This is a genomic window from Deinococcus seoulensis, from assembly GCF_014648115.1.
GTDB lineage: Bacteria > Deinococcota > Deinococci > Deinococcales > Deinococcaceae > Deinococcus > Deinococcus seoulensis.
This window is the reverse complement of record NZ_BMQM01000055.1, coordinates 1-15911: the sequence shown is the minus strand read 5'-3', so window position 1 is coordinate 15911 and position 15911 is coordinate 1. Positions and strand designations below refer to the sequence as shown.

The following is a 15911-nucleotide window of genomic DNA, read 5'->3' as shown; positions in this document are numbered from 1 at the left end:
AGCACTCAAGAACGGCTGGCACGTCAGTTTTCACTTCATCTCATAAAATCTGTCAGGCGGTCAGCTGAATCACGTTCCCACGGTCCGCACCTTTCGGGTAGAAGGAATCGAGCAGGACCCGCGCCCATACGCGCTCCTCCAACGACACTGTCGGCGAACGACTGTCCAGATACACCTGCTGAGCGGCGTGTGCCTCATCAACCGGCAGCTGACCCAGCCCGACGCGCGCGCCGAGCAGTTGGGCGAACCGCTGGCCCAGACCCGCGGGCATCTCTGTCCGCACGCCCTGCGTGAGCATCAACCACACGCGGGCCCGGAGCAGGAGGGCCGCGTTCGCGCAGACCAGTTCCCCGGTCTGGGGCAGCACCCGCAGGGTGTCCCAGTCGACCCGCGCGAGCAGACCATGCGAGTTCGGCCACCCGCTCACGGTCTCCGTGACCCTTTCCCGGTCGGCACACCAGCGGTCCACGAGTACACCCTGCTCCTGCGCCCAGTCCTTCACCGTCCGGCCGAGCAGCAGCGGCTCACAGCGGTTCTGGGCTGCGGAGGCCAGGTGGCGCGCGGCGTCCTGCGCGTCCGGCAGCACGAGGATCACCGTCGCTACATCCAGCGCCCGGATGGACGCGGCCGACCACCGCTCAGGGTCGGCGATCAGCGCGGTGTGCCAGTCGGGAGACGGCCCAGGCGTCCACTCCTGAATGCCGCCGCGCCGCGCCGGTTCGCCCGTCACGCGCCGCACGGTCGTGCGCAGGGCCAGTTGCCGCGCCTGATGCACGTCCGGCGCGTGATGCAGCACGCCGCGCCTGTGGGCTCCCTCCTTGCGCGACACGGTGGCCGCCAGGTCCGTCCACGTCGCCTGGGCCGCGTTCTGCCAGCTGCTCAGGAGTCCGTCCGGGTGTTCCGGGCGCGCCAGAACCACCCGCAGGGTCCGGGTTTTGCTGGCGCGTACCTTCACCGGCAGAGGCGTCCCGAAACGCCACCCGAACGGATCACGGATCTCTTCAGGGTTCCACTTCATCAGCAGCTCGACGTCCGCCGGCGTGACCCGCAGGGTGGACTGCGGCAACTCAGCCAGGAGGGACCGCGTAGCGCCGGTTCTGCGCTCCCGGCGCCGCCTGAGCGATTCGTGGGTGCGCTGCAGCAACCGGCAGATCAGCTCCTCGTCTATCGGCGCCTCCGTCAGTGCGGCCAGCAGTTGGTCCTCCTGACGGGTCCAGCGGGCGAACGACCGTGGGAACGCATCCGAGCGCAGTTGCGCGGCCTGGATGGACCGCGTGACTTCCGTGAGGGCAAGCAGGGCTGTGAACGCGACCTGATGAGGAAGATCTGACATGATGGCTGCATGCAGCGTATCCCGCCGTACTCCCTTCAGGAGGGATTCCGGCCTGTGAGTTACACCACCCCGGGAGCGCCGCACGAACCGTACCTCGTGACGATCGCGCACGAGCCGGAGCAACCCTGCGGGCACTGTGAGGCCGCACACCCGGTCCGGTCCCGTCCCTCCATCCGCATCCATGACGTTCCTTACGACGGTCACCCGGTCATCCTGCTCGTCACGGAAGGCTGGTGGGCGTGCCCGGTGATCCGTCAGCGTTCCGAACTCAGTTACGCGGCGGGCCGCCTGCGCTGCACGGACGCCCTCCAGCGGTACGTCTCGCGGCAGCAGGGGCACCTCACCCTGCGCGCCCTGGCAACAGAGACGGGACTGAGCACCACGAAAGTCAGTCGCCTGCAACAGCAGGCAGCGGATCACCTGATTCGCCCGGCCGCCCTTGCGAGGGTCAGACACCTCGGACTGGATGACATCTACATCCGGAACCATCAGCACCTCGTCGCCGTGAACCTCGGCACGCAGCGCGTCCTGGCCCTGACGCCGGTCGGGAACGTCACCCAGGGCCGGGCCGGACAGATCGACGTGGACGCCTTCCTGAAGGACCTGCCGGACGCCGACGTGGTGGCACTCGACATGCATCCCGTTCAGTACGCCGCCGCCCGGAAACGCTGGCCGAAGGCCACCCTGGTGATCGACAAGCGGCACCTGCTGGCCGTGATCGACCGGGAACTCCTCGCGCAGGCCGCGGAGGTCATTCTGGCCGCGCACGACGACGAACACGACGACGACTCCCGGCGGCGGTTCGTCAGTCGTTTCGGGGCGGCGGCCTACCCCTACCTGGCGCTGCGGACACTGGTGCTGCGCCGGCGCAGCGCCCTGACAGCCGCCGATCACGTCATGTGGTCCCTGCTGCGCAGCGAAGGCACGGACCGCACACGCCTCCTGTGGGAGATGTACCAGTGGCGCGAAGCTCTCTACGACGTGTACGACCGTGAGCAGCGGGACCCGGCCGCCCTGAAACAGTGGCTGGAGGGCGTGAAGGCCTGGCAACGCCAGCAACCGCAGAAGCGGAATCAGGCGCCGCTGGGGCGGATCTGCTGGGCCCTGAACACCTACCCGGAAGCGTGCGCCGCGTACCTCACCACAGGCGTGACCAATGGTGCCACCGAGCGTGCCAACGCCCGCATCCGCCGCGTCCTGCGCCAGGGTCACCGCTACAACCTGCAGACCCTGATGGACCTCGTCAATCAGGTGCCCTACCGGACGCCAGATCTGCGCGCCGCCACCTACGATTTTCCCCCGTCCAGTCGCCCATCTTCCGGGCGGCGTTCCCGGCCACCGGCGCCAGTGGCCGTCACCCCACCAGCCGCGCCGCTCCCTGCACAACGACCGACGCAGGCACCAACTCAGAAACCAGCACCGGCACCAGCGCAGCCCCCCGCGCAGCGCCCTCCTGAGCCGGCCCGCCCCGCTTCGCCCGCCCTGAAGCCCACGCCGCGCGTTCTGGCGCGGCACCTGCCCAAACAGCACCCGGACATGGCCGTGCCCCTTCCCGTCTGGCACTGGCTGCACTCCCGCACCTGCCCGGAACGGCGCGGCTCCCCACGCTGGACCGCGCATATCGCGCAGCTGGCCCCGGCCGACAGCGCCGCCGAGTGGCACCTGCTAAACGCCGGACAGGTCCTGACCAGCGCCGACGACCGCGTGTCCACCGCGAGTCTGCTGGCGTGGCGCACCGCCGTGCTGTACCAGTACGCCCGTGACCAGTCACGCGAATTCATTCCCCGGCTGCAGGAACGGTTTCGCGCTGAGGTGGACATCCTGAACCTGTACGCCACCCGCCCAGACCTGGCGCAACGGTTCCATGACGCTCTATTGCGCCTGAGCGCCGAGCGGTTCCTGTCACCCACTGTCGAGGAACAGGTCACGCTCCGTGTCGTGCTGGGCGTGCCTGCCATGACCGGGCAGAACGCCGGGACACCGGTCACTACGCGACCCTGAACAGTCCGGTCCAGCAAACCGGAGTGCCTGCATTCAGCGGGCAGCGACTTCGCACAGAGGGATGCCGGGCGTGAAGGGGCCACGGCGCCGCCCGGCCGGTCTGCCCGGATCCCAGGTGATACGGACTGCCGTTTGTTTCGCTGACCATCCGTAACTTCACCGCCCCTGCCAACTCCACGTCCGGAGGGGCGCCCTACTCCCACTCTGCGGGGCAGCTCTACGAGTCGCATCCGCTCGGACCCAGCGGCTTAACAAGCCATTCAATCGGAGTCCGTATCAGCTGTTCGTGGGCCGCGATGGCCTCGTAGATTTTCCCCCTGGCTTCCTGGACCAGACCGAGCACGTACCAACTTTCGAAATCAGCCTCGTCCAGCCGGGTGGCCTGCCACGCCGCCCATTCCGCCTCGTCGTACGCCCGGAGATCCAGCTGAATGCGGGCCTGACGCACCCACAGGGACGGCTCGGCAGGATGATCCTGTAACGTCAGTTCCAGCACGGCGAGGGCCTCATGGGGCTGGCGACGCACCTGACGAAAGGCTTCCAGCCAGTCCCGGAGTGGGCGTGTCGGGCTGGTGTGGGAGTCTCCGGTCATTCAGATCAGCCTCTCCAGGAACGCCGCGAAGCTCTCTGCTACCCGGATCGGCTCCCACGCCTCGTCATGCTGCCAGGACACGACGGCCGGGTTGCCTGCCGAGAAGTCGAAGCACACGAGGTTTCCCCCGCCGTCCATGCCGAACGGAACGACCTGCGGCCCGAACCCATGCTCGCCTTGCAGGGTGCGCCACTGGCTCAGCACACTCTCGGCGTCCGTTACTGGCTCAGCACACTCTCGGCGTCCGTTTCGTCCCCATCCGCGCTCAGCAGGACCGCCACACTCCGCTCCTCGGGGCCGTCCGGCGTGACCACTGAGAACGCCTGCCGTTCAAAATAAGCTGCGTTGCGGGTCCGGATGACCTCCAGGTAGGCCGCCGGGAACGGCTGACCCACGGCGTCCTCGATGAGGTGCAGCGCGGCAAGGGAGATCAGTGCCCGGCCGCTGCCCGTCTCCCACACGCTGTCCTCTGACGGGCCGTCAGAACTCTGCCTGCGTTCCCGGTCAGTCATGGAGCCGTTCCAGAAAGTCTTCGAAGGTCGGCGCAACGAAGTACAGGTTCCGGTCGCCTTCCGCCCGCGCGTCGTACGCCTCGTCACCGAACCAGTCGGCGGCCGTCACGGGCGGTTCGCTGTCGGCGAGGTTGAGGTCACGCATGGTGTCCGTGAATGCTATCCGGCCTACGGGCGCCCGCGCACCACGGTTGCCACAGGCGAACCCGGTCACCGGCTGAACCGCACCCGCTGGTCGTAGCCGCCGTACTCGGACAGCCAGCGTTTCCGGGCGTCGGACTGCCCTCTCGTGGCAAGCAGGAAGTCGAGGTACGAGCGGACGTCCGTGCCTCTGGAGTCGTCCCAGACGGCGTGGTGGTCGTCCAGCAGGAACACTGCCGGATTGCGCTTCTCCCGGAACGCCAGGATGCAGGTGCGGTACTCGCTGAACAGATCGAAGGGCCGCATGCTCGCGTGGAAGTCCGTCACGCTGAGGGGCTGCCCGTGAAAGCCCATGTCCGGCTCGTAGTACACGTCCTTTCCCCAGTCGCGGGTGAGGACGTCGTGCAGGGGCAGGATGCGGATAGCAGCGGAGGCATAATCGTCACTGCTGTTCTCGACGTCCATGTCGGGGAATTCGAGGAAGAACGCCTCGCGGTCAGCGTCACTGATCGCCGGATCGAGGAACCATTTCAGGTTCAGGCCGTTCATCTGCGCGTAGAACGCCCGCAGATCGTCGGTCAACTCGTACCCGGTTTCTCTTTCCAGGGCCTGAATGTCCGCCGGACTCAGCGGCTCACCCAGGGAGAACCGCTCGACCACGAACAGTGGAGTGCGGCTCAGGTCGTCGGCCAGTCGCGTGAACAGGGCGCGGTAGTCCGGGAATGCGGCGCGGACGGGTGTGATCAGATCGTTGCCCATCAGACCAGTTCACCCAGGAAGTGCAGGTGCCCCTGCAATCCCACCTTCTGGACGTGATCCAGATCGAGGTCGCCTCCCAGGGCCAGTGGCGGCAGGAAACCGAAGCACTGCCCCCGTCCAGTGGGTAGATCGGAGACGCATCCGAGTCGTTGTAGGCCCGGCCAGCGTCCAGGGTGTGGTCGATCCGGTAGATCACGCTCTCCCCTGCCGGTCACCGTCAGGGATGGACGGCAGACGGCCCGGCACCTGAAGCACCTGAACGATGACGGCCACTGGCAGCCCCCTGACCCCCGACTTCAGTTCCTGCGTTGCCATCCCGGCCTCCTGTGCAGGGTCAGAACCCCGCGCTACCCGAACCGCCCGCTCAGTCCTCCGTATCCCCGAACAGCCCGACCTGCCGCGTGCCCTGCGTCCGCACCAGCTTCTGCTCTTCCAGTCGCCGCAGGGCGTCCTCGAAGCTGCTGGCCTGCGGGATGCCCGGTCCGGGCGGGCGACCCCGACCCCTGGGGGCCGCGCTGGCCTCCACCGCTTCCGGCACCGCTGCGGGCTGGGCGTCCGGTTCACTGACCGCCGCTCGCACCTTCGGCGGGCGACCGCGCCGCTTCGGTTCCGTGCCCTCTACACCCGCCTGCGCGTTCGCTCCGGGCGGGTGACCCCGGCGTTTCACCTCCGCCCCGTCCCCGCTGCCCGCTGCGGCTTTCGCGGGGCGACCCCGGCCACGCTTCCCGCCTTCCGCCTCCCGCGCAGCGCGGATGCGCTCCAGCAGCACCGATGCGGGCTCGTCGTTCGGGTCCTGCGGCACCAGTTCCCCCCGGAACGCCTTGGCCAGCAGCGCCGGCGTCAGGCGGTCAAAGGACGACAGGGCCGCCGCGTACTTCGCCTCAATCCGATCCGCGATTGAGAAGAGAGCTTCGGTGCGACGGACAATTTCATTTTGCTCGTCCAAACTTGGTAGGCGAACGGTGACCTTCTCCAAGTCACCTTGACTGACCTTCCAAATTCCCGCAGTGGTCTTTGCAATGGCTGTCACTTGTCTCCGAACATCGTCGGATTGCCACGCGAGATTGAGAAAGCTTGGACGAAGCCGATCTGCGTCTGGCCGGATGCGAATCATGGTGTCTGGGAAAGCAACATCCCCTGGAGCACCGATGGCTAGAGAACCGCGAGCGACAAGATCAAGCGACCCATTACCGCGCGAAATCAAGAAATCGCCTTCCTGAACGATGTATTTTGAATGATCTAGGCCAGTCCAGTCGCCAGTCTTCGAAGCTTCCCAGAGAAGTCCATTGTTGTGCAAGGCAGAGAGACGAAGGACCTTCCCGCCATCGCCGTCTCGAACTGATCTGCCGTTCCTGAGTGGCTCGGCGACAACCTCATTTAAAACAGCGCGTGGGTATTCCGCCTCCCCGCCTCCCCTCCATTCCCGCGTTAGTTCCCCACTCACTGCGGCGCTGAGGACGCTCTGGCGGAAGCGTTTCAGGAGCTTCGGCACGCGCTCCAGCCGCTCCCGCCCCGCCTCCACACGGGCAAGGAGGGCATCAAGCTTATCGGCAATGCGAATTTGCTCGAGGAGAGGGGGAAGGGGAAGCTGAATGCTGGCTAGTGCCGCTTGCGTGAGCTTCGGCTGCGCACTGCCAGTAACGTAAGGTGACAAATCTATGGAATTGAGATAATTCTCAAGGGTTGATAGAGGCATCCTTTCTGACAACTGGATTATATGGGCATGATTATTGACCCAGAACTTTCCCTCTGCCTTAAATGCAATAGGCGTGCTTCTGGATATTAAATTCGCTCCATCTTCGGCGACCAACAGAAACACACCGTCAAATATAAAGCCGTCGATCTTATCAATTATGCCAGAAGCGCCATAATAAGGATATACACCCCGCCTGAGTCTTCTCTCCTCTGATTTTATTGGAATTCTCTTACTATCAAAATTAATCGTGATCGCGCCAACATTTGTTGTCGCCCATCCAGCCGGCAGGTCCTCCATTTGACGCAAATCGTGAAATTGCTCGTCGGCTTTCCTCTCGCTCACACCAGCACCCCAGCCTCTTCCAGTGCCTGCTGGCCTTCGCATAATTCGGGCGTGTTCGCTCTGTATCCTCTCAGATCACTCGTCATCTTTCATTCCTTCTTCCAGGGTGTAGAACTCGTTCAGTTTGGCTTGCAGCAGGGCCTTGTCGGGCAGGGCGGTCAGGTACCGGGCGACCAGGGCGGGGCTGGCGCTGCGGGCCAGGGCGTACTCGACGACCTGCTCGTCGGCGCTGCGGCACAGCAGCACGCCGATGCTGGGGTTCTCGTGCGGTTTGCGGTGGTCGCGGTCCAGGGCTTCCAGGTAGAAGTCCAGTTGGCCCAGCATGGCGGGCGTGAAGTGCGTGATTTTCAGTTCGAACGCCACCAGCGCCTGAAGGCCCCGGTGGTACAGCAGCAGGTCGATGAAGAAGTCCTGCGTGCCGACCTGCACGCGGTACTCCTCGGCGATGAACGTGAAGTCCGGGCCGAGTTCCATCAGGAAGTGTTTCAGGTGCGTGACCAGGCCGCGCCGCAGGTCGTGTTCGCTGTGGGCGGGCGGGAGGTTCAGGAAGTCCAGCAGGTAACTGTCCCGGAACAGGGGCGGGGCGGTGGGGTGCTGCTGGTGCAGGGCGGGGCTCAGCTGGGCGGGGTTGGTCAGGGTGCGTTGGTAGAGGCCGCCTTCCAGCTGGCGCAGGAGTTCCCGGTGGGTCCAGTGGCCCTGCGTGGCGGCCTGAAGGTAGAATTCGCGTTCCTGTTCGCTCTGCGCGCGGCCGATGATGGTCATGTGGTGGGACCAGCCCAGTTCTCGCAACAGTGTTGCGAGTTTTGGGTTGCCCCGGTAGGTGTCGTAGAACTGCCCCATGCGCCACAGGTTCGATGCGGAGAACCCGCGTGCCTGCGGGTGTTCCTGGGCGAGCCAGTCGGCGAGTTGCCGGACGGTGCCGCGTCCCCAGCCGTCCGCCTGGATGCGGGCGTGCAGGTACGCGCCGATCTGCCAGTACAGGTCGATCAGTTCGCGGTTGACGCGTTGCAGGGCGCGGCCCTGGGCGTCGCGGATCAGGGTCAGGATGGGCGTGAAGTCGGGTGGGGTGTCGTTCAACTGAGCACTCCGGCTTCTTCGAGGGCCTGCTGGTCCTCGCCCAGTTCGAGGAGGATGGCGCGGAGTTCTTCCATCGCGCCGGCGAGTTCCGTCAGGGCTTCCTCGGCCAGCTGGGCGGGTTCGGGCAGGTCGCCCTGGTCGGCGCTGTCGTCTTTCAGCCAGCTGATGTCCAGGCTGTCGCCGCGTTCGGCGATCTGTTCGCGGGTGAAGCGGCGGAAGCGTCCTTCGGGGCCGGTGTCCACTCGGGCGGCCAGGGCGTCGGGGCCGCCGTAGGGGTCGGGGCCGTAGGCGGTTTCGAATTCGGTGAAGTACTCGCGGGTGAAGGGGGTGCGTTTGCCGAAGTGGGGCATGTTGGCGCGCAGGTCGTACACCCAGACTTCTTTGGTGTTGCCTTTGTCGCTGGTGCCGCGTGTGAAGAACAGGACGTTGGTTTTGACGCCCTGCGCGTAGAAGATCCCGGTGGGGAGGCGCAGGATGGTGTGCAGGGTGCATTTGTCCATCAGGTCGGCGCGGATCTGTTTGCCGATGCCGCTTTCGAACAGGACGTTGTCTGGGAGGATGACGGCGGCGCGGCCGTGGGTTTTCAGGGCGCGGTAGATGTGTTGCAGGAACGCGAATTGTTTGTTGCTGGTGACGTAGGTGAGGTCGTCGCGGGTGGGGGTGCCGCCGCCTTTCTTCGTGCCGAACGGGGGGTTACTCAGGATTAGGGTGGCTTTGGGGAGTTTCTGGTGGTCGCTGCTCAGGGTGTCGCCCAGGCGGATGCCGCTGCGTTCGGGGTCGTTGGCGAGGCCGTGCAGCATGAGGTTCATCAGCGCGAGGCGTTGCGTGTCCGGGACGAGTTCCATGCCGTGGAAGGCGTTCTCGTAGTACGCCCGTTGTTTCGTTTCGGGCCAGGAGTATTCGTCTTCGTGGGTGGTGATGTGGTGGTGCGCGGCGATCAGGAAGCCGCCGGTGCCCGCGGCGGGGTCCTGGATGATGTCGTCGCTGGTGGGCTGCATGACGGCGACGATGCTGTCGATCAGCGGGCGGGGCGTGAAGTACTGGCCGGCGCCGCTCTTCTTCTCGTTGGCGTTCTTGGCGAGCAGCCCTTCGTACAGGTCGCCCAGCCCTTCCTCCTTCGCGGAGTACCAGTCGAGCGCGTCGATGTCCGTCACGAGCTTGCTCAGGGTGGCGGGTTTGCGGATGAAAGAACTGGCGTCGGCGTAGATCATCCGCACGAGGGGCGCGGGGCTCTTGCCGAGGTCCAGCAGCGTCTGCCGGTAGTGGTCCAGCCGGTCGGGCGCAGAGGCGGCCTTCAGGGTGTCCCAGCGGTTCTGGAGGGGGATGTTGATGCCGCCGTCCCGGCCTTCTTCCTGCCCGGTCTCCTTGGCCATCTTCAGGAACAGCAGGTAGGTCAGCTCGGTGACGTACTGGTGGAACGTGACGCCGTCGTCACGCAGGTCATTGCAGAGGTTCCAGAGTTTCTGGACGATGTCGACAGTTCGGGTCATGAATACCCCCGATTGTGCCGCACGCAGAGGCCGCGCGGATGATGACCTGCGGCAGATGCAGGCGCGCAGGCTGGCGTGAGGGGCTACGCTGGATCATGCGTGACCTGACAGACGACCAGATTCGGGCGCACCTGGAGGCTTACTTTCAGGTGCCGGTGCCTGCGGAGCGGGACCGGGTGTCGTCGTTCGATTACTGCTTCAATCACTTCCAGGCGTTCCGGGAGCGGGGCGAGGCGGCGCGGCTGGCGTCCCCGGAGGTCCTGGAACTGGGTTGCCTGCACCTGGGCTTCTACCTGGCCAGCTGGGGCATGATGCGCGGCTCGTCGGAGTTGTTGCAGCGCAGTCTGCGCCACCTCGTGCCGGTGCTGGACGTGATCGCCGCCACGCCGGATGACCTGTGGGCGCTGGACGTGCCGGACTACACCCCGGAGGCCGGGGCGCGGCTCCTGGCGCTGGAGGAGCAGATCCGCCGGGCGCTGGGCGGCACGCGGAAGGCGACGCAGACGCTGTCCACGAAGGTGATGCTGGGGGTGTTCGGGAACGTTCCGGCGTTCGACACGAACTTCTGCGCGGGGTCCGGGCTGCGTGCCCTGTCGGCGCGGGCCGTGTCGGACCTGCGGGACTTCCACGCGCGGCACGCCGGAGCACTGGCGCGGCCGGTCTACACCCGCGACTTCCTGACCGGGGCATTCACGGGTCGGCGGTACCCGCAGGCGAAACTGCTCGACATGGTCTTCTTCCTGGAAGGGCTGGGCTGACCAGTCGTATACCTGTTCGGTCTTTACTGTTACTGTTCGGTAGGGCGCTGTTATTTCAGTGGGCCTTTGTCCCATCCTGTGGGGGCGGGCGTCAGTTTCAGGGGTTTGACCGGCCCGATCTTCGTGGCGACCCGTTGGTTTTCACAGTTGCCGGTCAGTTCCTGCCAGGTGTACCGGGGGGTGGGGCCGGGTGTGACGCGGATCAGGGCGCTCGTCCAGCGGCCACCGGACTCCACGGCGCCGCAGTTGTCCTGGTACGGCTGCGGCAGGCGCTCGTAGTTCAGCTGGCCCAGCATCCGGCGGACCGGGCCGAGTTCCGCGATGTCCAGCCACCCCTCGGTGTAGCCCTGCCCGGTGAATCCGCCGTCCAGCGCGAGTTCCGTGAAGCCGTTGCGGTTGATGTCCTTCACGGCGTACATGGACGAGTAGTGGTCGACGAACACGTAGTGCGCGGCGACGTTCAGACCCTCCAGGATCACAAGCCCCTGCAGGTTACCGGGGCGCTGGTAGCACTGGGTGTACAGGTAGGCCATCTGCGCCCGGCCTTTCACCGTGAACGATCCGGGAGAGGCGCCCTCGATCCTGAAGTCGTTCATGCAGTACTCGGCGTTCCCCGCGCCCCACGCGTCCTGGGCGAGGGCCTGTCCGGCCAGGTACTGCACGCGGCCCCGTTCGCTTTCCGTCAGGCGGGGCTCGGGGAACGGCAGGCGGGAATCGTACAGCACCCGTTCCTGGGCAAGGGCATGTCCGGCGGTCAGGAGCGTCAGGGTCAGCAGTGCGCGGCGCATGCCGTCAGCATAGGCACCGTGAGCCCGGCACGCTGCCTCAGGTGCTGCTAGGCCTGCGCGGCCCACACCTGCGCCTGAAGGTCGTTCACAACACCCTGAAGCTTGCCGCCGAAGATGCTGGTACTCAGGCGGTCGAACCCGCCCAGTTCCTTCCGGACGGGACTGGTCGGCTGGTCGAGCAGGTCCCGGTCCAGGTACCCGTTCGCCTTGAGTTGCGACGCGAGCCGCTGGAGCCACCTGCGTTGCGGTGGCGTCCAGCTGCCCGAGCCGAGCACCCTGGCCAGGGCCGCGTCCACGCGGGCGTCAAACGGCGTGGGGGCCTCGTTCAGCGCGGCCGCGCGGATGAAACCGATGATGCTGGCGGCCGCGTCCACCTGCCTGACGCTGGCGTACGCGCGTTGCAGGTTGACTTCACTGAAACCCTGGTCGTCCAGTTGTCGCCGGATGCTCAGGAGGTCAGCGCGGGTCAGGTCCGCCGGGCGGGTCAGGACGGTACTCAGGGCAGGCAGGGTGTCACTGCCGCCGCGCACGAGCGATTCGAACGCCGTCAGGTAATCCTCGGCGCGGCGTCCGCCGGGGAATTCCTGCCCGACGTACATCACCCGGTCCGGGTGCTCGCTGATGTAGATGGGCTGCCCGCCCGTGGTGCGGCCGGTGTCGAGGAGTGCCAGGAGGGGCGCGTGCCGCGTGACCAGGGCGGCCGCCTCATCCGGCGTGGCGCGGCGCAGCGCGTGAACGAAGGCGCCGGGGGTCAGGCCGGTTTCACCTTCGAAGGTGTCCCTGGCCGCGTCGGTCAGGCGGTTCTCGACACGCCGGAGTTTCACGATCAGTTCGTCGCGGATCAGGGCGCGGGCGTCGGGGGTGGGCGCGGCCTGCATGTCGCTGCCCAGCGTGACGAAGCTGCGCCGGGGTTGCTGCACGACCGGCGGCATGGTGATGAAGTCCTGAATGGCTTCGTAGGCGCGCACGGCGTCGTAGATGCGGAACACGGTCTTGCCGATGTCGTCGCAGCGGCGGGTGGCGCGGCCCAGCATCTGCTCGAACAGGATGCGGCTGCTCACGCGGCGCAGGAACACCAGGGTGCTGATGGCAGGCACGTCGACGCCCGTGGTGAGCAGGTCGACGGTCACGGCAATGGCGGGCATGCGCTCGTTGCGGTAGCGGCGGGTGAGTTGCAGCGGTTGATCGCTGGCGCCCGTGATCTTCACGACGGCGCCGTCGTCCAGCTCGCCGTACTTCACCCGGAAGGCTTCTTTCAAGAGGTCCACGACCTCGTCGGCGTGCCGGTCGTTCACGCAGAACACCAGCGTCTTGTCCGGCCCGAACGGATTCAGGTGCTCGGCCAGGTGCGTGCACACCGCCCGGTTGAAGCCCCTGGCGATCACGCGCCGGTTGAAGTCCTCGATGTCCAGTCCCACGTCGTCAGGCGCTTCGTACAGCACGACGCCGTCATCACCGGGCGTGTAGGTGGGAATCTGCTCTCCCTGCTTGAACTGAATGCCGGTCATGGCCAGTTCCGTCTCGATCAGGATGGGCGGCTCATGGTCGATCAGCACGCCGTCCAGCACGGCCTGACGGTAGGTGTACGTGAAGACGGGCTTCCCGAAGATCTGGGTGGTGTGCAGGGCGGGCGTGGCCGTCAGGGCGACCTTCACCGCGTCGAAGTGTTCGAGCACCTGCCGGTACCGGCTGACGTACTCCGTTTCGCTGCGCCAGCCCAGTTCCGCGTCCGCGAGTTCCCTGTCCAGCGTGTACCCGCGGTGCGCCTCGTCGACTACGATCAGGTCGTACGTGCCGACCGAGGGGGGCGCGTCGCCCGTGACGCGCCGCGCGAGGCCCTGCACGGTCGTGACGTGCACGCTGGTGTCCGCATCGATGGGGCCGTCGCCCATGGCGGTCAGGCCGAACGTCTCGGCGAAGGTGCGGGTGCCTTCCAGGCGGGTGGTCCTGAAATCGTTACTGGCCTGCTCGCCGAGCGTTTCGCGGTCCACAAGGAACAGCACGCGCCGGAACCGTCCGGCTTTCAGCAGGCGGTAGATCAGGGCGATGGCGGTCTTGGTCTTGCCGGTCCCGGTCGCCATGGCCAGCAGCAGTTCCCGCTGCCCGGAGGCCACGCCCGCCTCGACGGCCTGAATGGCGGCTTTCTGGTAGGGCCGCAGGCCCAGGTCGTACTCCAGCGGTTCGGTCCGCAGGCGCTCGTCAGCGGCGGCCGTGTCCTGCTCCAGCAGGGCCAGCAGCTCTGCCGGGGTGTGCCAGCCGGGCAGGGCGTGGGCGGGGTTCACTGGCCGCCGGGCGTCCCGGAACCAGATGCCGCTCTCGGTTTTCAGTTGCGCCAGGTAGGGGCGGCCGTTCGTGGCGTACAGGAACGGTGTGCGGTAGGGGCTCTCCCCCTCTCCCCACGGGCCGCCCGGCAGTTCCAGGCCGGGCACGTGCAGCCGGAACCCGCGGCTGTAGCGGGCCGCCTGCTCGAGGCTGCTCATCACGCCCTTGTTCTTGCGTTTGGCTTCCACCACGCCGATGGGTATCAGCCCGGCGAACAGCGCGTAGTCCGCCGGGCCGTGATCGGTCGGCCACTCCGCGATCGCCAGGAAGCGACCCTTCACGGGTCGGGTCCCCTGGCTGTACCGGAGTTGGACGGTGTCCGCTTCCCAGCCGGCCGCGCGCAGTTGGGCGTCGATCAGTTGCCGCGTCTGCGCTTCGGTCAGCTGGATGTGGGACGCCGCGTGGCTGGCGGCCGTGGCGATGCGTGACGTGTCGGCGGGCGCCGTGGCCTGCTGCTCGGCCAGGCGCGCCTCCGCCTCGGCGCGGGCCTGTTCCGCCCCGGCCAGCAGGGCACGCAGGCGCCCGGCATCATCGCTCCGCTGCGGGGGAATGAACTCGCCGCGCACGTACGCCGGGTCGTGGAAGGTCCGCAGGAGCCACACGCCGACGATCCACGCGAACTGCAGGTGACTGAGCGCCTGATCGTGTTCGCCCGTGAAGGCGTGGTTCGCCTCGTTCCCGGTGCGCCGCAGTTCCGTCAGCAACTGCCACACCTCGCGCGGCAGCACCCCTTCACGTTGCAGCCGGGCGAGGCGGGCCTGCTGGGATTCGTCCTCTCCCTGCAGGGTTCCCGAGCGGGCCGCGACGACCCGGGAGAGTAGTTCGCCGTACTGCCTGAGTTTCAGCAGGGCCGTGTTGGGATCATCTGCGGCGTACCGTTCCGCCAGCGCCCCCAGCTGAGCCAGCAGGGGCTCGACTGCGCTCAGATCATCGAAATTGGAAGGCGGACTGCTCAGCATGTGAACTCCAGGTGGGGCGAACGGGCGAAACAGAAGACCGGTTGAGATCAAGCTATCCCACGGGCGCCGCTTTCACTGCCTACATTGCGGCCAGGCGACGGCCGAGGCAGACATGCAATGTGCCCCCGGCGCAGGCCTGCCTGACTGACACGACGTTGACAGAGTGCAGGAGCCCATTGGCCAGAGTCCGGGGGAAACCACGCAGGGGTGCGGTTGACCTGCCTGCCGGCACAGTCGTCATAACGTTGCTGCACTCTGCGGACACGCTGGGCAGAGCATGATCAGCAGGCGCACAGGGAGGCCTGTTGGCCGGCGAAAGTGGGGCACCCTGCGCAGGGCGAAACGCGCGGTGCTCACCGTCACGCCGGGACACGCAGCGCTCCCCCCAGATCAGGTCAGGACGATCAACCCGCGTCTGCGTGACGTGGAACAGATCCCTAGGCATGCACTGGCACGCCTGCCCGAGCAGGTCTGTCCGCCCTTCAGGGCGGACGGCTCCGGGTCAGTCTGGTCCGTGACCGTGCCGCCCGCGCTGTACTTGATGATCTCCTCGATCAGGCCACCGATCACGCAGTGCGGGAGGCTGGGCCGGGCGTGCCCGGTCGGGAACATCCCCACGAGCCAGCTGGCGTTCCGCTTCTCCAACGCTGCCGGTGCCCGGTCGATCAGACTACCGATGGTCGCCTCGCGTACGTGATCCCTCAGGGTCTTTCAGCGGGCCTCGCCCGGCACCCAGAACCCACCCTCAGCGAGGTACTCGTTACGGTCGTCAGCTTTGAGTTTCTCGTACAGGCCAGTGAACGCGTCACTGGTGTACCCGGGAAGCACCGAGGACGAGCAGGTCATGCTCGTCCTCGGTGGCGTCCACGTGCCTCGCAGCTCATCGGCAGTGCTTCACAGGATGTCCGCACTCCACGGCTGAACGCTGGAAGGCGAGCCGCTCGTTACGATTCCCCGGGCTGTTGTCTGGGCATGGAGAAAGCAGGGTCCTCACTTCCTATCGCAGATCACCACAGGCCATCTGTGCGGGGCTTGTAGAGCCTGTGTTCTGATTTAAAGATGATTCTTTATAAGAATAAGGCTCTTCCTGGATTCCAGGGAGCTGAGGGTGCTCTGATAAACTATCAGCATGCTGAGCTTA

Annotated in this window: 15 protein-coding genes; 2 read left to right on the top strand and 13 right to left on the bottom strand. The window is 66.4% G+C overall.

Translation table 11 applies throughout. The features are described from left to right. Positions 1–52: 52 nt before the first annotated feature. A complete protein-coding gene (locus IEY70_RS20150) occupies positions 53–1333 on the bottom strand; it encodes a hypothetical protein (protein ID WP_189066820.1) in 1281 nt (426 codons plus the stop codon). A 54-nt stretch (positions 1334–1387) separates the two neighbouring features. Here IEY70_RS20150 and IEY70_RS20145 point away from each other — a divergent pair, with 54 nt between their 5' ends. Beyond that, entirely contained in the window at positions 1388–3334 is a 1947-nt protein-coding gene (locus IEY70_RS20145; protein ID WP_189066819.1) for a transposase, read from the top strand. Positions 3335–3551: 217 nt separating this feature from the next. On the opposite strand, the gene IEY70_RS20140 is transcribed toward IEY70_RS20145, so the two are convergent. The 9 genes from IEY70_RS20140 to IEY70_RS20100 form a co-directional block, all read right to left on the bottom strand. Then, positions 3552–3926: a hypothetical protein gene (locus IEY70_RS20140; RefSeq protein ID WP_189066818.1), complete on the bottom strand. Its 375-nt coding sequence runs from the start codon at positions 3924–3926 to the stop codon at positions 3552–3554. Next, the gene (locus IEY70_RS20135) at positions 3927–4130 is read right to left on the bottom strand and encodes an SMI1/KNR4 family protein (RefSeq protein WP_189066817.1); all 204 of its coding nucleotides are present in this window, start codon (positions 4128–4130) and stop codon (positions 3927–3929) included. A gap of 14 nt (positions 4131–4144) precedes the next feature. After that, entirely contained in the window at positions 4145–4438 is a 294-nt protein-coding gene (locus IEY70_RS20130) for a hypothetical protein (RefSeq protein WP_189066816.1), read from the bottom strand. Beyond that, positions 4431–4583, bottom strand: a complete 153-nt coding sequence (locus IEY70_RS20125; RefSeq protein WP_189066815.1) for a hypothetical protein — start codon at positions 4581–4583, stop codon at positions 4431–4433. The genes IEY70_RS20130 and IEY70_RS20125 overlap by 8 nt, the downstream gene beginning before the upstream one ends. 65 nt (positions 4584–4648) lie before the next feature. After that, the gene (locus IEY70_RS20120) at positions 4649–5338 is read right to left on the bottom strand and encodes an SMI1/KNR4 family protein (protein ID WP_189066814.1); all 690 of its coding nucleotides are present in this window, start codon (positions 5336–5338) and stop codon (positions 4649–4651) included. Next, positions 5338–5553 (bottom strand): T6SS immunity protein Tdi1 domain-containing protein, encoded by a 216-nt coding sequence (locus IEY70_RS21450; protein ID WP_189066813.1) that lies wholly within the window; start codon positions 5551–5553, stop codon positions 5338–5340. The genes IEY70_RS20120 and IEY70_RS21450 overlap by 1 nt, the downstream gene beginning before the upstream one ends. Positions 5554–5702: 149 nt before the next feature. After that, the gene (locus IEY70_RS20110; protein WP_229778117.1) at positions 5703–7376 is read right to left on the bottom strand and encodes a restriction endonuclease subunit S; all 1674 of its coding nucleotides are present in this window, start codon (positions 7374–7376) and stop codon (positions 5703–5705) included. Between the two features lie 75 nt (positions 7377–7451). Then, positions 7452–8453, bottom strand: coding sequence for a PDDEXK nuclease domain-containing protein (locus IEY70_RS20105; protein WP_189066811.1), 1002 nt, complete (start codon positions 8451–8453; stop codon positions 7452–7454). Continuing rightward, positions 8450–9943, bottom strand: a complete 1494-nt coding sequence (locus IEY70_RS20100; protein ID WP_189066810.1) for a class I SAM-dependent DNA methyltransferase — start codon at positions 9941–9943, stop codon at positions 8450–8452. The genes IEY70_RS20105 and IEY70_RS20100 overlap by 4 nt, the downstream gene beginning before the upstream one ends. 95 nt (positions 9944–10038) lie before the next feature. Between IEY70_RS20100 and IEY70_RS20095 the strand changes: the two genes are divergently transcribed. Next, a complete protein-coding gene (locus IEY70_RS20095) occupies positions 10039–10701 on the top strand; it encodes a hypothetical protein (protein ID WP_189066809.1) in 663 nt (220 codons plus the stop codon). Positions 10702–10751: 50 nt separating this feature from the next. Here IEY70_RS20095 and IEY70_RS20090 read toward each other — a convergent pair whose 3' ends face one another. From IEY70_RS20090 to IEY70_RS21350, 3 genes are all read right to left on the bottom strand, one after another. Then, positions 10752–11489 carry a hypothetical protein gene (locus IEY70_RS20090; RefSeq protein ID WP_189066808.1) on the bottom strand — a complete coding sequence of 246 codons (738 nt, stop codon included), beginning with the start codon at positions 11487–11489 and terminating at the stop codon, positions 10752–10754. A gap of 47 nt (positions 11490–11536) precedes the next feature. Beyond that, on the bottom strand, positions 11537–14770 hold the full coding sequence (gene hsdR / locus IEY70_RS20085) for a type I restriction-modification system endonuclease (protein ID WP_189066807.1): 3234 nt from the start codon (positions 14768–14770) through the stop codon (positions 11537–11539). A gap of 711 nt (positions 14771–15481) precedes the next feature. Beyond that, positions 15482–15616 carry a hypothetical protein gene (locus IEY70_RS21350; protein ID WP_268243929.1) on the bottom strand — a complete coding sequence of 45 codons (135 nt, stop codon included), beginning with the start codon at positions 15614–15616 and terminating at the stop codon, positions 15482–15484. Positions 15617–15911 lie beyond the last annotated feature (295 nt).

What these genes read in the sequence shown, in the direction of transcription:
- IEY70_RS20140 (WP_189066818.1), bottom strand. Translation starts at nt 3,926, where the DNA reads ATGACCGGAGACTCCCACACCAGCCCGACACGCCCACTCCGGGACTGG.
- IEY70_RS20125 (WP_189066815.1), bottom strand. Translation starts at nt 4,583, where the DNA reads ATGCGTGACCTCAACCTCGCCGACAGCGAACCGCCCGTGACGGCCGCC.
- IEY70_RS20130 (WP_189066816.1), bottom strand. Translation starts at nt 4,438, where the DNA reads ATGACTGACCGGGAACGCAGGCAGAGTTCTGACGGCCCGTCAGAGGAC.
- IEY70_RS21350 (WP_268243929.1), bottom strand. Translation starts at nt 15,616, where the DNA reads ATGACCTGCTCGTCCTCGGTGCTTCCCGGGTACACCAGTGACGCGTTC.
- IEY70_RS20090 (WP_189066808.1), bottom strand. Translation starts at nt 11,489, where the DNA reads ATGCGCCGCGCACTGCTGACCCTGACGCTCCTGACCGCCGGACATGCC.
- hsdR (WP_189066807.1), bottom strand. Translation starts at nt 14,770, where the DNA reads ATGCTGAGCAGTCCGCCTTCCAATTTCGATGATCTGAGCGCAGTCGAG.
- IEY70_RS20150 (WP_189066820.1), bottom strand. Translation starts at nt 1,333, where the DNA reads ATGTCAGATCTTCCTCATCAGGTCGCGTTCACAGCCCTGCTTGCCCTC.
- IEY70_RS20095 (WP_189066809.1), top strand. Translation starts at nt 10,039, where the DNA reads ATGCGTGACCTGACAGACGACCAGATTCGGGCGCACCTGGAGGCTTAC.
- IEY70_RS20120 (WP_189066814.1), bottom strand. Translation starts at nt 5,338, where the DNA reads ATGGGCAACGATCTGATCACACCCGTCCGCGCCGCATTCCCGGACTAC.
- IEY70_RS20100 (WP_189066810.1), bottom strand. Translation starts at nt 9,943, where the DNA reads ATGACCCGAACTGTCGACATCGTCCAGAAACTCTGGAACCTCTGCAAT.